Source organism: Streptomyces sp. NPDC047022 (assembly GCF_040644155.1).
GTDB lineage: Bacteria > Actinomycetota > Actinomycetes > Streptomycetales > Streptomycetaceae > Streptomyces.
On the sequence record NZ_JBEYVV010000035.1, the window covers coordinates 1 to 20,049 of the forward strand.

The following is a 20,049-nucleotide window of genomic DNA, read 5'->3' on the forward strand; positions in this document are numbered from 1 at the left end:
GCAACCGGATACTTCTTCTGCGAGGACACGGCACCCCTGCCCGGCCGAACGGAAACGACAAAGGGAGCTTGCCCGACCCCAACTCCACCAACCAGAACAATCCTTAGCCGCGACAATCTACTAGTGCTATGGAGTGGAGCGTATGACTGAGCGAACGATCTACCTCGATCCTGATCGACGCGACCCGCGCTCCCGGAGGGTCAGTATCCGGGCTCTACGTTGGTATGCCACGGTCACTCTCGACCGGGACGGATACGTCGATGCTCAGACTTCGCTAGGACACGACGTTGAGCTACCCGCCGCCTACTGCGTGGCCGTTGACGAAGTACGCGAAGCGGCGGTCGACCGCATCTGGTACGACGGCTACCCGGGCGAGTTTTGGTGGGGGAACGGCCCGCGCTGGGTCACCGTGCACGTCTCTTTCCCACACGTCGAGGAAACGGTCGAGGCATTGCGCGCAGCCGAGCTGGACCACGACTACAGCGGTCTCAAGGGACTCGCCGAACGACTGACGCTTCCCGTCGATGACTGGCTTGCTCCTGGAGAGCGAGAGTTGATTCGCGGCATCGACTTCGACTCGGCGCCCGGCGCGTTCCTAAGGTTTCTGCGAGGCAAGGCGAAGAAGTGCGGACTGCGTCTCAACGGGCGCGCGACCGCAGGGAGCGTATGGGTTCGCCCGACGTTGCCGCCCGTCGGAAAGTTGATGCGAGAGAAGTATCCCGAACGGTATCCCGGATGGGTGGATCGCTGGACCGGGTACGTAGAGCCGGACGATGCGCCGGACCGCCCCTAGGTGGGCGGGAGAGAGCAGAACCTCAGCTACGGTGCGACACCGGTCCAGTTCCGTTCTGCGGAGATGCCTGAAGGCGGCGACTGCCCATGCGGCATGAGGTTGCAGGAGCTTTCAGACGGCGGTAAGGAGCACACCGCGCATCACGCGGCGTGGGCATTCGGCATCCAGTCGCCCAAGAACCTGGACTGGTGGGCCGACGTGGCCGTCGTGACGACGCAGTTGCCCATCGCGTGGCGGCGACTCGCTTACCGGGTGGCACGAATGCCGCAGAAGGAGGGCCACTACGACTTCCGCTCGTGGTCCCACCTTGATGAGCCTGAGGTGACCCCGGACAACATGCGGGCGTACCTCTTGCAGGCGAACGGGTACGTGGTTGGCTACTTGGCTGCCCACGACGCTGGACAGCACCGGCGCTGGGATCTCATCGACGGGTCACAGTACGGCGACGAGGAGGACGACATCCTGCGCCCGCGCATCATCTTGATTTGGGTGGCGGATGTCTATCGGCGCCAGGGCCTTGGCGCCACGCTCGTGAGGGCACTCGCCGATGACTTCGGTTGCCAGGTTGCCGATGTGTCGTGGTCGACGCCAGTCAGTGACGCAGGTCGCCGTCTCGCACGCCGGGTCTCCCCCGGGGGCATCTGGGTCAGCTGATTCCCGGCGTGGGCTGTGCCGCAATTAGGAGTCTTGACTACTGCGGGACGACCTCTTGGCCATGCTCCAGATAGCTGACGCGTCGCTCGCTACGGGCAGCAGCCGCAGCCTTGATGCGCCGTGCCAATCGAGGGATGGTGAGCTCGTCCACAGCAGCGAGCGAGTGGTAGGCGTACGCACGGATCTCGGCAGCCTCCAACTGGATCGCCCCTTCAAGTTCGGGGCTCAAGGTGCCGCCATCGAAGATGTAGAGGACCTTGTCCCCCTCTGTCGGGTTGGGTGCCCAGTCCACCGCAAGCAGGCGACCGATGGCCGGCGTAATGCCCAGCTCCTCTCGGACCTCGCGCGCGCACGCCTGGAGCGGGGATTCACCGGTCTCGACGTAGCCACCCGGGATGTCTCGGTAGTCCTTATACGTCGGCTCAAGCAGTAGGACCTGGCCGTGGTCATCGAAGAACAGCGCACCCGAGGCCATCCTCGGGTGCGCCATCTTTGCCTCATGCTCGTTCTCGCTCACGGGGCCGAGCCTACCCAGGTCAGACCACGCGGAGCCTGTCGGCCAAGTCGGCAACCGGCCGCGTTGGTCGTCCCCGGGTTCCGCGGACCCAGCCAAGCACGAGTTCTCGGCTCATGTAGTGGTGCCGGACCTGCTCGGGAGCGATCTGTTCAGCCTCCAACACCATGGCAAGCGCGTCATCTGTACGGTTCCAAGCACTGAGAGCGCGAGCGACTTCTAGGTTGTGCCGGACCCTGCGCTCTACGGGGAGCCCTCTCGTGTCCACGGTCGGGCCAAGTTCCGCGGCAACCTGCATGTCGCCGAGTTCGCCGGCCGTTGCCACACGGTGGATGGCGACGTTAGTCGGGCCGAAGGCGGTCCACATGTGGTTCGCGTCGGAGCCGAGCCGAGCAGCCATCGTCTCGGCCTCACGCAGGAACGCTTGAGTGGTGGCTCGGTCCTCAGCCCGCGCCGCCGCCATAGAGCCGGTAAGGAACAGGGTGCCGTACACGGACAGGTATGCCGGGGTTGCGTGGTTCAGGCCGGATTCCAGGAACCCGGCTGCGTCATTCACGAGCTGGACGGCAGTCTCGAAGCGCCCGGTGGATAGCAGGCAGTGCGTGACGGACCGGAACAGCGATGCTGTGATCACGTGGTCGCCGCTCTGCTGCGCGGCGGCAAGTCCTCGGTCCGCTGCGATCCACGCGAGTTCGTTCTCTCCGATCTTGCCTAGCACCATCGCGGCGCCCTGGTAGGTCAGAGCCAACAGCCCGTTTGCTTCCTCTCGTTCAGTTCCTGAGTAGGCCCGCACAGCAAGCAGCGCGTCCGCGAGCAGCAGCGGGATCTGCCGCGCGGAGAACCCGTAGCGCGACTCCTGGTAGGCATCCCATACTTCGCCCACGTCGGCTCGCAGGGTTGCGAGCGTGGGCGGCTGGCCATCGGCCAGCGTGCCGATGAGGGGGGTGAGGAGCCGGTAGTCCATCAGCGCTTCACGCAGAGCGGGGACCGTGTCGCGGCCGCTCTCCTTCGACCACTCCATGAGGGTCGGCTCTCCGATGAGGTCTCCGATGGAGACGTCCAGGGCGTGGGCGAGCGCCCGGATTACCGAGAGACGATCGAGCTCGATGCGGTTGTTCTCGGCTTTGCCCAGCCAGTCGGCGGTACGGCCGACCAGCCCGGCAAGGACTTCTTGAGACAGGCCGCGGCGGTGGCGGTACCAAGCAACGCGTTCGCCGGTCGTCAGGTGCTGCGTCATTCCTCGCATGACTTCAGCCTCGCCTCCGTTCGCGAAGAGACCCCGGAAGGATTTTCCGGGGCCGAGCTGCGGGTGCGCCATAGCTTCGTGAACGTCCGATGCGAGACGTCCTGTGGTGCCGACGGGGAGGTACGACCGTGGCTTTGAGTATCCGTGAGCGACGCCAGGTGGTGGCAGCTCTTGAACAGATCACTGCCGAGATGGGTGAACTCGAACGACGGGTTAAGCGAGTTGCGGAGCCGATCAATCCGACCCCCTTGTTTGCTCAACCTGTTGGAGGCGCTCATCGAGGCAGGCCAAGTGGGCTTGGATCATCTCGATCTGTCGCATGATCGCGGTGAACTCCGCGCTGGGTTCGTCCGGCGCTTGCCCCTCCGGCTGAGCGCGCACGAAGTAGCCGCGAGTCGAATCCGGGCGGACCATGCCTCGCTGGACGAGTAGCTGTAGCGCCTTGGTCGCAGTGCCGGGGGCTACACCGAAGCGCTCCGCGATCGAGCGTACGGCCGGCAGTTTCGTCCCGGGCGCGTAGTCACCCGCTTCGATGTCTCGTTGGAGATCATCCGCGATCTTCTCGTTCACGCGCCGTGAGGCGTCTGAAGTGGGCGTCATGGCATCGATGCTAACCGGATTCCTCCCAATTCAATCGGCACGACCAACACAACCCATTGTACTGCTTGTGTCAGTCGTGCTAGAACAATCTCAGCGGTACCCGCACCAGCCGGAAGACCTGGGGAGGCGACGTTGTCGCATGCCGACGGGCTGGGAGCGGATCTTCCTTGAGAACTGAAGAGTGATCGTGCGGGGCTGACGCGGGAGCGGCGGTCGCGGTAGGTGCCTAGGGCGAGGGTCCAGGGGCAAACCGCTGTGATGGACGTGGCTCTCCCCCTACGCGCCTGGCAGGCGCCACCCGGTTCCGGGTGTGGGGAGGTACAGCAGGGCCCCAACGCACGTGGCGGCAACAGTGAGACCGCCCCCGTGACGACCGGGTGATGTCGTGGGCGGCACGCCAACCTGTACCGATTCGTACAGGCCGCCTGCTGGCGTCAGAGCAGTGACGATGACGCACCCGACTTTCCCGGCTCGGGACCGGCTCCGTGGCAACGGTGCGCCGGTGAAGCCGTGTCCCTGCGATCAGCGGGAGGTCGGCATGGGCCGACGACATACCTGGGTGCTGCCGAGACGGACCGGCCGGCGGCGCCATGACTTCCCGGTCCACTCACTGGCTTCGCAGTGCCTCGCACTGCGACCGGCTGCCTCTTCCGCCCGTACGGACCGCCTTGCGCGGCCGGACGGGCGGAAGCGCGGGGAGTCGGAGTCGCCGACTTCAACGGCGAGCGGTCCTCCGGGTTGCCCCCCGGAGGACCGCGTACAGGCACCTGCTGAGGAGGCACCTGTGGTCATCAGTCTGACAGAGGCGGAGTGGGCGGAGCTGGCCCGGAAGGCGGCTGAGGCGAACAAGCGCAGCGAGAACAACGCCCGTGCCCGGGGCGGCCGGTGATGGCCTGCGCCGAGCACGACAAGGCGAAACCGCCGCTTCCCGTACGCCCGCCCCGACCCCATCCGCACGCGGCCTTGACGGGCCGCTGAGTTCAACCGCCCCGATGGTCGTAGGCCGGGTTCGACTCCCAGTCGGGGCGCTCCGGTCGCCGCTGCGCGGCCGTGCCGCACATGACTGGCGGCTGATCACCCCGCAACGGCAAGCGCCCCCGGTGTTGGAGCACCGGGGGCGCGGTTGGGGCCGTTCCAGAGCGAAGGAGAACACGACCCATGAGGCACATCGTTGCACTTCAGGCGGTTGTTACCGCCGCCAGTTCCGACCGTGAGCCCACGGCCGCGGAGCTGGACGCCATCGAGCGGGAGCTCCCGCTCATTTCCGCTGAGGTGGAGTTGCTAGACGCGGAGATCACCGTGCTGGACCGCGCGCCGTCGGAGATGGACACGCGGCGTATCCGCCGGGCGCGGCGCAAGGTGCTGGCTGCCCGGCGCGCGCTGACCAACCAGGCCACGGCAATGGGGGCCAGCGCATGACTGGGCGAACCGATCTCCAGCGCGCCGACTCCTGGCCTGAGCCGGTCGTGGCGTTGCTGCGCGCGGTCCATGACGCGCTGGACATCCCTCTGCCGAGCCTGGCTGACGAGGACGAACGCGCCTACGCGAAACTCCTCGCCCGCAGGGCCACGGACGCGAGGGTCATCCTCGCCTGCGTCCTACGCAAGGGGCATGAAGCGGACGGGGCGACAGCGTCGCTGCGGTCCTGGACGACTGATCAGCCGGTCACCTACACCCCGTGGCCTGATGACGGGGGTGCCCCGTGAACCGCAAGGGAAGGATCCTGCTTGTCCTCGCGCTGGTCGCGGTCGTCGCGATGGCTTTCCGGGTCTCCTGGAACGCCCTGAGGGACGTGGCCAAAGCGATCGGGGCGGATGCCACCGCCGCTTTGCTGTACCCGTTCGTGGTGGACGGCCTGATGGCACTCGCCCTGGTGGCGACACTCGTCCTGACCAATAGGGACGACAAGCGGTTCGCGCTGAGGGTGCTGGCCGCCTACACCCTCGCCTCGCTGGTCCTGAACTACGTGCACGGGCTCGTTCCTGCTCTCCACAACGCCCCCGCCGGCCCTGTGCGGCTGGCGGAGTGGAACGTGGGGAACTGGGCGCTGGTCCTGCTGGCTTCCTCCCTGCCGGTCGGTTCCATCTACTTCGGCTCCGACCTGGTAGCCAAGGTGCTCCACCAACCCGTACCCGCCGCCGAGGTGCCGGTGTGCGGAACGGACGTACAGGAATCCGCACCCGCCCCGCACACCTCCGCACGCCGCGAACAGACCCTCGCCGATGCGGTCGCCGGTCCTCCCGCCACCGCACCCGCGCTTGAGTCGTCGGTGCTGGTCACATCCCATACGGATACTGTGCGGGAGGCTGAGCCGCACACCCCGCACACCGCCCGCACACCGGACGCTGAGAGTGCCGCTGAGGCACTGCGGCAGGCCCAGTTCGAGGAGGCGGAGCTCGAGCGGATGCGGCAGACCGCACGGCGTGCGTACGCCGAGTCCGCACAGGCGGGCCGTCCGCTCAGTGCGCGTGCGCTGGGCGAGGCATTCGGCATGAGCGAGTCCTGGGGCCGCAAGCAGATCCTCGCCGTCCGCGACGAGGAGGAGCCGCCCCGGCCCGTCCTGCGGGCCGTCGACACCACCGCCGTGTGATGGCGACTATCCCCGTCTACCGATGGCGGCTCGCCCCGGACGGTCTGGCCACCCGCCGACAACTCCGTGCCCGCGGGCTGCGGCCCGGCGGTCAGGACGTCGTGGCTCAGATCGAGCGACCCCGGCGCCGCGGCCCGCTGGTCACTTACCTCTACTCGATCGACCGGGCCAAGCCTGTACGGCCGATGACGCCTGCGAAGTGGGCGGCTTTGGCCAAGGCGAATGCTGCCCGGCGCAGGTGCGCTGAGTGCGGTCGGGATGCCGGATACGTCATCCCGACCTTGCTCGGTATGTGCGCGTCCTGCGCCTACGCCGAGGAACAGCGCGCTGCATAAGCCCTGTTGGCAGGCCCGGCCAGCACCTTCCACAGCATCCGGCCGGGCCCTACTCCCCTGAAGGAGTGCTCTCAGCATGACGGAACTCAGCACTGAGCCGGTAGCCGTCCAGGCTGCCGTGACCGAACCGCCCCCGCCGCCCGAGCCGCAGACCAGTGCGGCCACGGACGTGAAGGGGGTGGAGCATACGCCCGGCGGCTGGCCGATCGTCCCGCTTGCCATGACCGGGGCGAACACCACGGTGAGCACGATCGCTGCGGCGGGGCTGGCTGGCGGGCCGATCGCCGCTGCGGTGGCTGCGACTGGCATGGCCGTGCTCGGCACGGTCGCCTCTTACCGGAACCGCAACCCCCGACCGAAGCAGGTGGCTCGCCGTGCTGCTGCCCGCACCGCGGCGCGCAATCATGCCGCCCGCCACCGCTCCGGGGGCCTGACCGCGAGCGGCCGGAAGTCCGGCACGGGTGTCGTTCGTACGACTGGCGGATCGGGTCGGGTACCGGGTCAGAAGCGGCGTGGCTCCGGCAGTGGGCTGGACCGTGGCGGTGTTGGTCAGGACCGTTCTGGAGCGGGCAAGAACCGCGCTCCGGTCTCCCTGAACAAGCCCGCCCTCCCCAAGGGCGGCGGGGCTGCGGGCGCGCTGCGCAAGGCGGGGCAGGTCAAGGCCCTGCGCAGCGCGCAGAAGCAGGCCGGGACATCCCGCGCGCAGAAGCGGGAGCAGACCACCGCCGCACGCAGGGCGGTGGCCGACGCCCGCCGCAACACCCCGAAGCCGAACAAGCCGCAGACCGGCACCAACAAGCCCACCGCAGGCAAGACGCGCTCACGCTCGGGTGGCCTGGCCGGTCGCCTCCTCGGGGGCGCCGGCCGGAAGGCTCGCGCGGTGAAGCAGGCCGCGATCGCCAAGCAGCGCGCCAAGCGTGACGCCAAGACTGGCGGCACCGTGGCGACGCAGCGGGCCGCGGTCCGCAAAGCCCCGGCCCGTAAGGCAGCCCGCAAGGCCCTGCGCCGCTCCGCGGCCCGCTTCCTCCGCCGTCGAGCACTGGCCGCGCTCCTGGCCCTGCCCATCGGCGTGCTCGGGTTCCTGTCGAGTCCGCTGGCACGGAGGTTGGGCCTTCCCGGGCTCGTGCATCCCGGCCGGCGCCTGTACCGGCGCCTGTCCGGCATAGCCCGTGACCAGCGTGCCGAGCGCGACGCCGCCATCCGTGAAGAGCAGGCGGCAGCGGAAGCCGCGGCGGACGAGGAGGCCCGGAAGGACGCAAGCGAGGGGCTCGGGGGCCGGGTGGACCGCCCGGCCGAGCGAGTCCCGGAGAACACCAACACCTCAAGCAGTGAAGGAGAGCACGTGTCCGGGTTCCAGTTCGAAGAGCACGCCGCCGAGATGGAGCAGGCCGCACAGTCCTACGACCCCGAGGACTGCATGGAGATCCTCGCCATGGTCGAGGGACTGCCCGAGGCGCTGACGTCGGTAGCCAACACCCTGCGCATCCTTGCCGAACGCTCGGACCAGGGCGGCGGCGACTTCGCGTTGGAGAAAGAAGTCGCGACCGGGTTCAACGAGATCTTCCAGGCCCTGATGTCTGCCGTGGAGACGGCCGAAGACCTCGGGCCCACCTTCCGCCAGGTCCATGAGAAGGACATCGCCCGTCACGAGGACCCGCGCAACGGTCCGGAAGCCGAGAAGGGATGGAACGTCTGAGCATGACTGCGACCACTGCCGTGAAGAAGAAGAGGCAGGCGGACAGTGGCCCGGTGCTGGACTGGAGTGCCGGTCACGGACCCGTGACCGGCGCCCTGTCCGCGACCACCGGAGCCCTCGCCGTCGCCACCACCGGCGCCGCCCTGTCCATGCCGCCCGTCTGGGCCATGGCCGTCGGCACAGCTGGCGCCCTGGGCCACACCGTGGCCGGGCTGAAGGTCCGCAACGCGGGCCGCACCCTCGCCTTCAAGGCCGCATCCTGGCTCGTCGCAGCAGGGTGGACCACCTGGGCCATCACCACCGGCCCCCTGTCCTGGGCCGCCTTCGGCTCCCTGGCTACCATCGGCGTCGGTATGGGTGCCGGCGCCCGCTCCGTCGCCCTGTACGAGGAAGCCCGCGAAGAGGAAGCCATCGCGGCCGAGCAACGGGCCATCGCCCGGGAGCTCTCCGCGGAGCGGCGGGCGATCGCCGCGGAGTGGGTGGAGCGCGTCCAGCGAATCTGCTCCATCAGCGTGAAGGTGCTGGCGGTCGAGATGTGGGAGACAGGTACCGGCTACTCCCTCGACTTGGAGCCGCAGGGCGGGATCACCTACGAGCGGATCGCCCAGTACTCCGTGCAACTGTCCGCGGACGCCAAGCTGCCGCACGGCTGCACCGCCACCGCCACCCCCGGCATCCACCAAGGGCGCGCCATCCTCGACGTCACCACCGTCAACGTCCTCCACGAGACGCTGGACTACCCCGAGGACTACAGCCCCCTGTCCCTGCACACGGGCATCCCGTGGGGCTACCGCACGAACGCCGAACAGATCCGCGTCTACCTGCGGGAACAGTGCGCGCTCGTGGTCGGACCGACCGGATCGGGCAAGACCAACATGGTCCACATGATCCTGGCCGGGTTCGCTCGCGCCGAGGACATGCTCACCTGGGTCATCGACCTCAACGCCGGGTCCGCCGGGCTGCCCTGGGTCCTCCCGGCTCTCAAGGGGGAACTCCAGCGGGAGGACGGCAAGCCCGTCCGGCCCGGTATCGACTGGCTCGCCGCCTCCTACGAGGAGGCTGTGCTCATGCTGGACGCCGCCTTGGCCATCGGCCTGCACCGCAAGAAGGCGTATCAGGACCTGCTCGCCAAGGCGAACACTGACCTGCTCCCGATCAGCGCCAAGATTCCCCAGATCATGCTGGTCATCGATGAAGGCGCGGAAATCCTCGTCAGCAGCGACCGGCAGATGAAGCAGCTCGCGAAGAAGATCCTGGAAGTCATCCGGATGTTGCGCGCCATGGGCATCCGCACCGTGCTCACGGCGCTCGGTGCCACCGGCAGCGTGCTGGGCAACCTCATGATCCGCCGCGAAGCCAAAGTCCGCGTCGCCCTCACCGGAGGTGAGACCGAGGGCATGGACCTGGGCAAGATGTTTCCCGGCCGTCGCGGCCTGCGCGTCGACCAAGCCCCCTACAAAGGCTCCGGATTCATGGGCACCCCCGAGTCCCCGGCGGGGCTGTTCAAGGGGTGGCGGATCAAGCCCAAGCAGATCCGGGAGATCACCGCCGCCACCAGCGACCGACACCCCCGCCTGGACGACATCTCCGCCAAAGCCGCAGGCCCTGCCTACGCCCGACGCTGGGACGCCGACCGTACCGCATGGATGCGTGACCTCACCGACACAGGCGTGGAGCCGTCAGCGTCGGCGGGGCAGGGGCAGGGGCTGAGGCTGTCCGCGCTGAGTGACCGTGAGGCGGCGCCGCGCTCGGAGGACGAGGAGATGCTGCGCCGCTTCCGTGCCGAGATCGACGCCGAGTTCGCCACCGCCTCCGACCCGCACACCGCCGAAGCTCCCACGCCGCCCGCGGCGGAGGGGCTGAACCTGTCCGCGCTGCGGGGCGAGCGGGAGCGCGGTCCTGGCTGGCTGTCCAAGGTGCTGGAGGCGATCAAGGCGACCGGAGCGGAGGGCATGAAGCCGTCTGCGGTCGCGGAACTCGTCGGCAAGGACCGCAAGACCGTCCGCGCTGCCCTGCAAGCAGCTGTCGACCGAGGCGAGTTGATCTACCGGGACAACGGGCCGCACTCGGTCTACGTCCACCCCGACCACGCCTGAACGGGCCTCACACAGGGCTACTGAGTACTGGGTAGTGGGGAACGCCCCACTACCCAGTAAGGCCGCTACTGGGGCACATAGGGCCTTTGAACAGGCATCCCCCACTGGGGACCCCACTACCCACTACCCAGTACGCCCCACTAGATCAGTCACGCACCGTCACCATGCGGGCGGCATCCACACCACCGGATGCCGCCCGCTCCCCGTCCCCGGGAGGCCACACGTGATCGTCACCCTGTCCGCCGTCGCCCTCTTCGGAGTGCTGACAGCCGTCCTCGTCCGCTCCCGCTCCGTCGGCCCGCTCGCCGCCATCACGGTGTTCCTCTTCGGATTCTTCACCGCCGACACCGGAGCCGCCACCGCGATACGCACCACCCTGCGGGCCCTCATCACCGCCGTCTCCACCATCGCCTGACCCACGAGAAAGGAGGAACCGCTGTGAGCGACACCGACACCCCGGCCGACTGGTGGCCCCGCATGAGCGATGCCGAAGCCAACGCCGAAGCCCGCCGGATCATCGACGCGGTATACCGACCGGCCCCGCCCCCGAAGCCCATACCGACGTCCTACCGGGACGACACCGAGCCCTCTCCGATCGGAGACGCGGCACCGGTCTGGCAGGACGACCGGCGCGTTGTTCCCGCCTGGGCCGCCGGGACTGCGGTCGCCTCGATCGGGATCGGCGCCGGCGCCACCGGGGTCGGGTGCGGGATCTGGCTCGTGCTGAAGGGGTTCGCCTCCATGAGTGTCACCGGCGTCGTCTGCATGGCCGTGCTCTTCTCCGGCATCGCCTTCGCCGCGCTCTCCATCGCCGCCGCCTTCTCCCGGGCCAGGCGCTCCGTTTCCAAGCACGTCTACACCGGGCCGGTCACCAAGCACACCCACGTGACCACCCACACCAAGGGCGCGTTCGCCCGCTCCCACACCCACCTGCACAACTAGCCAGGAGGCCACATGACCACCACCGTCGACCCCACGAAGATCGCCCGCGACGTCGCCGAGGCCGTCCGCGAGTTCAACCACCTCACCTTCCCCCGCCCCGACCAGACACTCGCCCAACGGCTCCCGCAGGCCATCGAGCAGATCGGAACCGCGCTGGACAAGCTCTCCGCCGTCGGGCACCTCGAATCCGCCGACGGAGAGGACCCGAGCAGGCATGTCGCCAACGTCCAGGAATTTCTGATCGTGGCCATGGAACAAGCGGGCCACCTCGCCGAAACCCTGGAGCTCTCCCACAGCGCCGTCAGCCCGCTCACCTACAGCGGCCCCGACAACGGCCCGGAGGAAGAGCCGTGCGGCGAGGGCATGTGCCAGTGCTCCTGCGTCGGCTACCTGCACCCCTGCGGCTGCGACTGCCCCCGCTGCCCCTACTGCCAGCAGCTCCCCGAGAACTGCGAATGCGAGGACTGACCGGAAGGAGAACGAACGGTGACAGCCAACCAAGCCCGGTGTCTGAGCGCACTGCTGATTGACGCCCACCACAACCTGTGCACGCAGATCACCACGGGCAGCGTGATGCACATCTACCACCGGCTCGGCATCGCACCCAAGCGAGCCACCGCCCGCGGCGACCTGAAGACACTCGCCCGGCTCGGGCTCCTGACCGAGCACGGGCTACGCCACAGCCGCTGCTACGCCCTGAGCCCGGCTCTCTACTAGCTACGCCAAGGGCGGCCCCCCATCTCTTCGCCAAGAACCGGGGCCGCCTTTGCTTCCACCCGTCCAACAGAACAGTGGAGGTCCCCCAGCATGACCCAAACCACCGGCATCCGGCGAGTACCACGCCCCAAGCCCGAATCCCTACGTCTCGCGCTCGCGCTCGCGGCGTCCGGACTGCCCGTACTTCCCCTACGCGCGGGTAAGCTCCCGTTCGGCAACTGCCCCGCCTGCACGGACAGTGCCTGCGGCGACAGGCCCCACATGAAGGCTGCGGGGCCGTGCCAGTGCCTCGCTCCCTGCCACGCGTGGGCCGCCGCCACTACCGACCCGCGCGTCCTCACCTCACCCGCGTGGGCTACGGCCTGGCGGCAGGCCGCAACCGTGGCCTACCACCCCGGTGGCGCCGGCCTTACCGTCGTCGACCTCGACAACCCGGACGCCGTCGCGTGGGCCCACCAGAACCTCCCGGCGACCAGGACCGTGGCGACGACACGCGGGGAGCACTGGATCTACCTCGGCACCATGACCTCCCCCAACGCCGTACGCCCCGGCGTGGACATCAAGTCCCTGATGTCCTACGCCCGCTGGCTCGGCCCCGGGAGCGGCACCATGGCGCCGCTCCCGGATGCCGTGCGCGCGCTCGCCGTGAAGGAGCCCACCGCCCCCCATCCGACATCGAGCCCCGCCACCGCTTCGGCGCCGGCCGAGAGCGGGCAGTGCCCCCACCGCTCGCCCGCCTACCTGGAACGGGGAATCGCCATGGCGGAGAAACGGATCGAGGAAGCCCCGGACAGCATCCACAAGACCGTGTACCGGATGTTCCTCGCGGTGTTGTCCGCGCACGGCCGGTGCGGCTGCCTCACCGACTCCCACGTCGCCCGGTTGTTCACCGCCGCCCAGGGCAAAGGCGAGACCGCCCGGCACTGCGCCGACGCGTGGGCCAACGCCCGCACCGCACTGGGGATGTGAGCCGTGTCCGAGGACGAGAAGACTCCGGCCCGGCAGATCATCACCGACTACGCGCAAGAGCACTTCCGGTACTTCCGCACCATCGACGGGACCGTGTACGCGCAGCGCAACGGGCACCCCGTGGCCCGCCCGATCCGCTCCCAGGGCACGACGGGAAGCCACCGTCAGGAACTCATCGTCGGCATGTACAGGGAAGGGGTGGGCGTGTTCAACGGCACGGCACTCAAGGAGGCGTTGGACTTGATCGAAGCACTCGCGCTGACCGAGGACGTACAGCCCACCCACATCCGCGTCGCCCCAGGCTTCGACGGAGCGACCTGGCTCGACCTGGGCCGCGACGACGGCAAGTCCATCCGCATCCACCCCACCGGCTGGGACATCCGCACCCCCGACCCGAAGGAAGTCTGCTGGCGGCGCACCCAGCTCACCGGCGAACTCCCCCTCCCCGCCCAGGACACCAACGGCAAAGGCATCGACCTCCTGCTCCGCCTGTGCAACTTCGCCAGCGCCGAAACCGAATGCCTGGCCATCGCCTGGCTCATCGGCTGCCTGGAGCCCTCCGTGCCCGTGCCCGCCCCGTTCCTCACCGGCCCCCAAGGAGCGGGCAAGTCCACCGGCGGCCGGATGCTCGTGCGGATCATCGAAGGAATGAGCGGGGACCTGCGCCGGGCGCCGAAGGACGAGGAGAACATGATCACGGCCGTCGCCGCCGGATGGGTCACCGCCCTGGACAACCTCTCCCACCTGCCCCCGGACCTGTCCGACCTCATGTGCTGCATCGTGACCGGCGCCGAGAGCATCAAACGCGCGCTGTTCACCGACGGCGACGTCGTCCGCTCCCGCTACCGGCGCCCCATGCTCCTGACCGGCATCGACGTCGGCGTCATCCGCCCCGACCTCGCCGAACGCCTCCTCCCGCTCCGCCTCGTGCGACCCCGGGTACGGCGGACCGAGGCGGAACTCTGGACGGAGTACGCGGAGATCCTTCCCGTCGTTCTCGGCTCCCTGCTGGACCTGACCGTCAAGGTGCGGGCCGCGCAGGCGGATACCCCCACCGACCTGCGGATGGCCGACTTCGCCCACCTGTGCGCCCAGCTCGACACGGCCACCGGGTTCGGCTCGCTGACCGCATACCGGGCCAGCCTCGATGACCTCAACGACGACGTCATCGAAGGAGACCTCCTCGCACAGACCGTTCTCAAGCACGCGGCCGAACTCGACACGGGTACAGAAGTCCGTATGACGTCCTCGGAGTGGCTGCACAGCCTCACCACCCTCTACAGCGGCGAGGAGTGCCGTCCCCTGCCCAGGGGCTGGCCCACCACCGGCAAGGTCCTCTCCGACCGCCTCAAGCGCCTTCAGCCGACCCTCGCCGCACGCGGCGTCCTTATCGACTGGGGACGCACCAGCGCCGCCCGCTACATCGAGATGACCCGCCCACCCATCCCGCCGCCGCACTGGCAGGACGCGGCGTTCTGACCCGCACCACCACGGCGCCACACCCGACAAGCAAGAGGAGCACCCCGCCCCCGCCCCGCGTGCTCCTCTTGCTGTTCCGGCGGCTTGCCGCCGCTGCACAAGAAGCGCCGCGAAGCGGCTCCTTCTTCACGTCCTGAGCAGCACCGCACCACCACAGACACCACCCTCTCTTTTCCTAAGAGAGGAGAACCTGCGTCACCCACGTCACCAGCCACCCGAAACCGGTCTCTGACCAGCGGTGACAGCGGTGACGCAGACGGCCAAACCCGCGTCATCTCGCGTCACCCGCGTCACGGGTGACAGAACCCCGCCCCGCCCTGTGACATGCCCCAAGCCGCCCGCGTCACCACATAACCGCAGCTCAGAACCGCAAATGACGTGCCTGACGCGATGACGCAGAAATCCGGACCTCGGACACACGCGTGCCAAGGTCCCGCGCCCAACTCCCCGAAGGCACGGACGAACTGCCCAGGAGGCACCCCGGATGAGCACCGCGATTGCTGCCCCCGTCGACCGCCTGCTGTACAAGCCCGAGGAGGCAGCCGAGGCGCTGTCTCTCGGACGCTCCACCGTTTACGAGCTGATGGCCGAAGGCGCCCTGAAGTACATCAAGTTGGGCCGCGCGCGCCGCATCCGGCGCGCCGACCTCGAAGCCTTCGTCGCAAACCTCGCCCCGCTGTCCAACTAACCAGAGCAAGCCCTGAGGCGCCCTGAGCGCTCTGCTCGGGGCGCCTCCCGCATGGAGGAGAACATGAGCCCCCGCAAACCCAACCTGGAGTCGTCCATCTACTTCGGCGTCGACGGCTGGTGGCACGGCCGGGTCACGATGGGCGTGAAGAGCGACGGCGGCCCTGACCGTCGGCACCGCCGAGCCAAGACTGAGACCGAAATCAAGCGCAAGGTCAAGGAGTTGGAGCGTCAGCGCGACCAGGGGCGAGCCCCGGCCGCAGGGCGTAAGCCGACGGTCGAGCAGTGGATGGAGACCTACCTCACCGACATTGCGAGCCTGAAGCTCAAGCCACGCTCCCTGGACGACTATTGGTCCAAGACTCGCAACGACATCGTCCCGGGCGTCGGCAAGCACCGCATCGACAAGCTGCAGCCGGAGCACCTGGAGCGGATGTACCGAGCGCTGCTCGATGCCGGGCACGCCCCCTCCCACGTGGTGAAGGTTCACCGCGTCCTGTCCCGCGCATTGAAGATTGCCCACCGCCGCCGCATCGTTGGCGAGAACGTCGCCACGCTCGTGGACCCGCCAAGCATCGACGAGACCGAGGCGAACCCCTTCACCAAGGAAGAGGCGAAAGCGTTCCTCGAAGCGGCGGCGAAGCGCCCCACCTTCATGCGGTGGATCGTGGGCGTGGGCATGGGGTTCCGGCAGGGCGAGACTCTCGGTCTGCGGTGGCCGTACGTCGACCTGGAGGCGGAGCTGTTCCACCCGGAATGGCAGCTCCAGCGCCTCACGTGGCGTCACGGCTGTGACGACCCGCGAGTCTGCGGCGCCCGTCTTCACCGATTCGAGCCGTGCCCGTCCGACTGCACCACGCACCGGAACTACAAGCGGGGCTGCCCGAAGCCGTGCCCCAGGACGTGCACCAGGCACGCGAGCGCCTGCCCACTACGCAAGGAGGGCGGACTCACCTTCACTCGTCCCAAGACCAAGAAGAGCCGGAACGCCGTCCCGATCCCGCCCGTCTTCGTCCCGTTCCTACGCGACCACAAGGCCCAGCAAGAGGAGATGAGGGCCGCCGCCGAGGAACTGTGGGAGGAACACCACGTGGTGTTCTCACGGCCGGACGGGCGTCCGCTCGACCCACGGCAGGACTACGAAGAGTTCAAGGAGCTCCTCGCAGAGGCCGGGATCGACGACCGACGCCTCTACGACGGGAGCCGCCACACGGCTGGCACGATCCTGAACGAGTTGGGCGTCGACATGCCCACGATCATGGAGATCTTGCGGCACACCCAGATCAGCCAGACCCGCCGCTACGTGAAGGGCAGATCACACCTGTCGAGGGACGCAATGCGGCGCATGGGCGAGTTCTTCGTGCCCGCTCCCCCAGACCCCGATGAGGGCCCCACTGAGACCAGAACTGAGACCGCCGACACCCGCGCGGCCCGCTCCCGCCGCCGTCGCCGCATCCACTGAACGAGAAAACCCCAGGTCGGAGCACCATCCGGCCTGGGGTTTTGGCTGAGCCGCCTTCGGGATTCGAACCCGAGACCTACGCATTACGAGTGCGTTGCTCTGGCCATCTGAGCTAAGGCGGCGCGCTGTCCGCACTATGGTGCGATCAGCAACGTCGGCAAGTCTACACAGTTTCCGAAGGTGCTCTGACCACACCGTTGGAGGGGCGGCTCGCGGGCTCTATGAGCAGCGCTTTTCCTTCGCCGGGGGTGTACCGAGCAGCAGGTAGGCGTCGATGGCCGAGTCGATGCACTTGCTGCCCCGGCCGTATGCCGTGTGGCCGTCGCCGTCGTAGGTGAGGAGCCGGCCCGAGGAGAGTTGCGAGGCCAGGGCCCGCGCCCAAGGATATGGCGTGGCCGGGTCGCGGGTCGTACCCACCACCACGATCGGAGCGGCACCCTTCGCCTCGATGCGGTGCGCATGACCGGTCGCCTTCACCGGCCAGTACGCGCAGCTCAGTGCGGACCAGGCCAGTCCCTCCCCGAACACCGGGGACAGTTTCTCGAACTCCGGGAGCGCCTTTCGGACCTCCTCCGGGGTCGAGAACGACGGAGGCAGGTCCAAGCAGTTCACGGCCGCGTTCGCGAACATCAGGTTCGCGTACTTGCCGCTGGCGTCCCGCTCGTAATAGCTGTCCGACAGGGCCAGCAGTCCGGCGCCGTCGCCCTTGCCCATGGCCTGGGTCAGCGCCTGCCTCAGTTGCGGCCAGGCCCCCTGGTCGTACATCGCGGCGATCACCCCGGTCGTGGCCAGGGCCTCACCGAGCTTGCGGCCCTTGGGGTCGCCGGTCGGCAGGGGGGACGCGTCGAGCTTCGTGAAGAACGCCTTGAGGTTGTCGCCCACCTTCGCGGGAGGGGTGCCGGGGCCGCCGAGCGGGCAGCCCGCCTGCCGGACACAATTCCTGGCGAAGGACTGGAACGCCGTCTCGAAGCCCGCCGTCTGCCCCTCGTTGAGCCGGAGCGAGGACAGGGACGGGTCCATCGCGCCGTCCAGCACCAGACGGCCGACCCGCTGCGGGAAGAGGTCCGCGTAGGTCGCGCCGAGGAACGTCCCGTACGACGCTCCCACATAGGTGAGCTTCTGGTCGCCCAGCGCCGCCCGAAGGATGTCCATGTCACGGGCGGCCTCGACCGTGGAGACATGGCGCAGCAGATCGCCCGAGTGCTGCCCGCAACCCTCGGCGAAGTGCCGGTACGCGTCGGCCAGCTGGTCCGTCTCCTTCTGGTCGTCGGGGGTGACATCCGTCTGTGTGAACGCATCCATCTGGGGGCCGCTCAGGCATTCGACCGGTTCACTTCGGGCCACACCGCGCGGGTCGACGGCGACCATGTCGTAGCGGGCGCGCACCTGTGCCGGGTAGCCGGCGCCCGCGTACCGCTCCAGGTAGTCGACCGCCGAGCCACCCGGCCCGCCCGGGTTCACCATCAGCGAGCCAAGCCGCTTGCCCGGACCCATGGCCTTCTTACGGGCCACGGCCAGCGTGACGTCGCCCGCGCCCGGATCGGCGTAGTCGCGCGGCGCCTTCATCGTGGCGCACTCGAAGCCCGTGGCCTGGCAGGCGTGCCAGGCCAGCTTCTGCGCGTAGTAGGCGGCCGGCACGGCCCGCCCTGCGGGCCCTGGCAGCGCCATCGCCGCCGGCGTCGCCGGGTTCCCCGCCGAGCAGGCCGAGACGAGGAGCGCGGCGGCGGCCATCAACGCGCCGCCCGTTCGCGTCGGGGACCGATGGCGGAACGGGGAGGACAGAGAGCGGGACTGCCCGGAGATGCGCCTGATGTGCATCTCGTGAGCGTAACGCTGAGCGACGTCTCCATCACGAAAGGTGGCACAGGCGCCTCGTACGAGTGACAGCGTCAATCCGCCGCACGCTGTATTCGCCGACCGGAGGCGGCACGGTCACCAGGTCGCACCGGCGCCCGCTCACCCCGCCCGCAGTGCCATCGTCATGGCTTCCACCGCCAGCAAGGGAGCCACATTGCGGTCCAGGGCGTCCCGGCACGCCGCGATCGCCTCGATACGGCGCAGGGTGGACTCGGGCGTGCTGCCGCGAGACAGGCGCTCGAGGGCGTCCTCGGCGTCCGTGTTGGCGAGCGCCACGCGGGAACCGAGCTGGAGCGCGAGGACATCGCGGTAGAAGCCCGTGAGATCGGTGAGCGCCTGGTCCAGGCTGTCGCGCTGCGTGCGCGTTCTGCGGCGCTTCTGCTTGTCCTCCAGCTCCTTCATCACGCCCGCGGTGCCTCGGGGCATCCGGCCGCCCTGCGCCGCGCCGAGCGCCGTCTTCAGCTCCTCGGTCTCCTTGGCGTCGATCTCCTCCGCGACCTGTCTGGAGTCCTCCGTGGCCGCGTCGACCAGTTCCTGAGCGGCCCTGAGGCAGCCGCCGATGTCGTCGACCCGGAGCGGGAGCTTCAGTACGGCGGCGCGGCGGGCGCGGGCACGCTCGTCCGTCGCCAGCCGCCGGGCCCGGTCGACATGGCCCTGGGTGGCGCGGGCGACGGCTGCCGCGGTCTCCGGCTCGATGCCGTCGCGCCGCACCAGCATGTCGGCGACCGCCTCCACGGAGGGTGTGCGCAGATTCAGGTGGCGGCAGCGGGAGCGGATCGTCGGCAGGACATCCTCGAGGGAGGGGGCGCACAGCAGCCAGACCGTACGGGGAGCGGGCTCCTCGACCGCCTTCAGGACCGCGTTGGCCGACTTCTCGTTCAGCCGCTCGGCGTCCTCGACCAGGATCACCTGCCAGCGGCCGTTCGCCGGAGACGTGAACGACTTGCGGACCGTGTCGCGCATGTCGTCGGCGAGGATCTGCGTACCGACGGCGGCGACCGTGGTCACGTCCGCGTGTGTGCCCACCAGAGCGGTGTGGCAGCCGTCGCAGAATCCGCAGCCGGGGGCGCCGCCGAGCGCACGGTCGGGGCTGACGCACTGGAGCGCCGCGGCGAACGCCCGCGCGGTCTGCGTACGCCCCGCGCCGGGCGGGCCCGTGAACAGCCAGGCATGCGTCATCTTCGACGCCTCGGGCGGCGCGGCGTCGGCGGCAGCCGCGGTGACCAGGGCGTCGGCGTCACGGGCAGCCGCGTCGAGCTGCTCGCTCACCTTCTCCTGGCCCACCAGGTCGTCCCACACGGTCACGGGACACCCGCCCTTCTGTCGTACATCGCCTTGCCGCCCTGCCGCGATCCATTGTGCGGGTCACCACTGACAACGGGCGGGGGCAGGGGCGGGCCGCGCAGGCATGC

Annotated in this window: 21 protein-coding genes and 1 tRNA gene; 16 read left to right on the forward strand and 6 right to left on the reverse strand. The window is 68.9% G+C overall.

All coding sequences use genetic code 11. The annotated features are described in order from the left end of the window. Positions 1-142: 142 nt before the first annotated feature. Together ABZ845_RS26865 and ABZ845_RS26870 are read left to right on the forward strand one after the other, a co-directional pair. The gene (locus ABZ845_RS26865) at positions 143-793 is read left to right on the forward strand and encodes a hypothetical protein (protein WP_360984226.1); all 651 of its coding nucleotides are present in this window, start codon (positions 143-145) and stop codon (positions 791-793) included. Between the two features lie 93 nt (positions 794-886). After that, positions 887-1,447, forward strand: a complete 561-nt coding sequence (locus ABZ845_RS26870) for a GNAT family N-acetyltransferase (protein ID WP_360984229.1) — start codon at positions 887-889, stop codon at positions 1,445-1,447. Between the two features lie 37 nt (positions 1,448-1,484). Here the strand turns inward: ABZ845_RS26870 and ABZ845_RS26875 are convergent, their stop codons facing one another. From ABZ845_RS26875 to ABZ845_RS26885, 3 genes are all read right to left on the reverse strand, one after another. After that, positions 1,485-1,964: an NUDIX hydrolase gene (locus ABZ845_RS26875; RefSeq protein WP_360984232.1), complete on the reverse strand. Its 480-nt coding sequence runs from the start codon at positions 1,962-1,964 to the stop codon at positions 1,485-1,487. A 19-nt stretch (positions 1,965-1,983) separates the two neighbouring features. After that, positions 1,984-3,198, reverse strand: coding sequence for a helix-turn-helix transcriptional regulator (locus tag ABZ845_RS26880; RefSeq protein ID WP_360984235.1), 1,215 nt, complete (start codon positions 3,196-3,198; stop codon positions 1,984-1,986). A gap of 243 nt (positions 3,199-3,441) precedes the next feature. Then, positions 3,442-3,807, reverse strand: a complete 366-nt coding sequence (locus ABZ845_RS26885) for a winged helix-turn-helix domain-containing protein (protein ID WP_360984238.1) — start codon at positions 3,805-3,807, stop codon at positions 3,442-3,444. Between the two features lie 1,158 nt (positions 3,808-4,965). Here ABZ845_RS26885 and ABZ845_RS26890 point away from each other — a divergent pair. The 14 genes from ABZ845_RS26890 to ABZ845_RS26955 all read left to right on the forward strand — a co-directional run bounded on the left by ABZ845_RS26890 (position 4,966) and on the right by ABZ845_RS26955 (position 16,780). Continuing rightward, positions 4,966-5,226: a DUF6284 family protein gene (locus ABZ845_RS26890; RefSeq protein ID WP_360984241.1), complete on the forward strand. Its 261-nt coding sequence runs from the start codon at positions 4,966-4,968 to the stop codon at positions 5,224-5,226. After that, positions 5,223-5,513, forward strand: a complete 291-nt coding sequence (locus ABZ845_RS26895) for a hypothetical protein (protein ID WP_360984244.1) — start codon at positions 5,223-5,225, stop codon at positions 5,511-5,513. The genes ABZ845_RS26890 and ABZ845_RS26895 overlap by 4 nt, the downstream gene beginning before the upstream one ends. Next, a complete protein-coding gene (locus ABZ845_RS26900) occupies positions 5,510-6,397 on the forward strand; it encodes a DUF2637 domain-containing protein (protein ID WP_360984247.1) in 888 nt (295 codons plus the stop codon). Before ABZ845_RS26895 ends, ABZ845_RS26900 begins: the two co-directional genes overlap by 4 nt. Further along, the gene (locus ABZ845_RS26905) at positions 6,397-6,732 is read left to right on the forward strand and encodes an RRQRL motif-containing zinc-binding protein (protein WP_360984250.1); all 336 of its coding nucleotides are present in this window, start codon (positions 6,397-6,399) and stop codon (positions 6,730-6,732) included. Before ABZ845_RS26900 ends, ABZ845_RS26905 begins: the two co-directional genes overlap by 1 nt. 76 nt (positions 6,733-6,808) lie before the next feature. Beyond that, complete coding sequence (locus ABZ845_RS26910; RefSeq protein ID WP_360984253.1) at positions 6,809-8,428, forward strand: hypothetical protein; 1,620 nt, start codon at positions 6,809-6,811, stop codon at positions 8,426-8,428. A gap of 2 nt (positions 8,429-8,430) precedes the next feature. Further along, positions 8,431-10,524 carry a hypothetical protein gene (locus ABZ845_RS26915; RefSeq protein ID WP_360984256.1) on the forward strand — a complete coding sequence of 698 codons (2,094 nt, stop codon included), beginning with the start codon at positions 8,431-8,433 and terminating at the stop codon, positions 10,522-10,524. A gap of 223 nt (positions 10,525-10,747) precedes the next feature. Beyond that, positions 10,748-10,939: a hypothetical protein gene (locus tag ABZ845_RS26920; protein ID WP_360984259.1), complete on the forward strand. Its 192-nt coding sequence runs from the start codon at positions 10,748-10,750 to the stop codon at positions 10,937-10,939. Between the two features lie 23 nt (positions 10,940-10,962). Beyond that, positions 10,963-11,466: a hypothetical protein gene (locus tag ABZ845_RS26925; protein ID WP_360984262.1), complete on the forward strand. Its 504-nt coding sequence runs from the start codon at positions 10,963-10,965 to the stop codon at positions 11,464-11,466. Between the two features lie 12 nt (positions 11,467-11,478). Beyond that, the gene (locus ABZ845_RS26930; protein ID WP_360984265.1) at positions 11,479-11,934 is read left to right on the forward strand and encodes a hypothetical protein; all 456 of its coding nucleotides are present in this window, start codon (positions 11,479-11,481) and stop codon (positions 11,932-11,934) included. Between the two features lie 18 nt (positions 11,935-11,952). After that, the gene (locus ABZ845_RS26935; RefSeq protein ID WP_360984268.1) at positions 11,953-12,183 is read left to right on the forward strand and encodes a hypothetical protein; all 231 of its coding nucleotides are present in this window, start codon (positions 11,953-11,955) and stop codon (positions 12,181-12,183) included. Between the two features lie 90 nt (positions 12,184-12,273). Next, positions 12,274-13,152, forward strand: coding sequence for a bifunctional DNA primase/polymerase (locus ABZ845_RS26940; RefSeq protein ID WP_360984271.1), 879 nt, complete (start codon positions 12,274-12,276; stop codon positions 13,150-13,152). Between the two features lie 3 nt (positions 13,153-13,155). Continuing rightward, positions 13,156-14,631: an ATP-binding protein gene (locus ABZ845_RS26945; RefSeq protein ID WP_360984274.1), complete on the forward strand. Its 1,476-nt coding sequence runs from the start codon at positions 13,156-13,158 to the stop codon at positions 14,629-14,631. 484 nt (positions 14,632-15,115) lie between these two features. Next, the gene (locus tag ABZ845_RS26950) at positions 15,116-15,319 is read left to right on the forward strand and encodes a helix-turn-helix domain-containing protein (RefSeq protein WP_360984277.1); all 204 of its coding nucleotides are present in this window, start codon (positions 15,116-15,118) and stop codon (positions 15,317-15,319) included. A gap of 63 nt (positions 15,320-15,382) precedes the next feature. Next, complete coding sequence (locus ABZ845_RS26955) at positions 15,383-16,780, forward strand: tyrosine-type recombinase/integrase (RefSeq protein ID WP_360984280.1); 1,398 nt, start codon at positions 15,383-15,385, stop codon at positions 16,778-16,780. Positions 16,781-16,828: 48 nt separating this feature from the next. Here ABZ845_RS26955 and ABZ845_RS26960 read toward each other — a convergent pair. From ABZ845_RS26960 to ABZ845_RS26970, 3 genes are all read right to left on the reverse strand, one after another. Further along, a tRNA-Thr gene (locus ABZ845_RS26960) sits at positions 16,829-16,902 on the reverse strand. 97 nt (positions 16,903-16,999) lie between these two features. Beyond that, positions 17,000-18,598 (reverse strand): alpha/beta hydrolase, encoded by a 1,599-nt coding sequence (locus ABZ845_RS26965; RefSeq protein WP_360984283.1) that lies wholly within the window; start codon positions 18,596-18,598, stop codon positions 17,000-17,002. Between the two features lie 138 nt (positions 18,599-18,736). Beyond that, entirely contained in the window at positions 18,737-19,942 is a 1,206-nt protein-coding gene (locus tag ABZ845_RS26970; RefSeq protein WP_360984286.1) for a DNA polymerase III subunit delta', read from the reverse strand. Between the last annotated feature and the right edge of the window lie 107 nt (positions 19,943-20,049).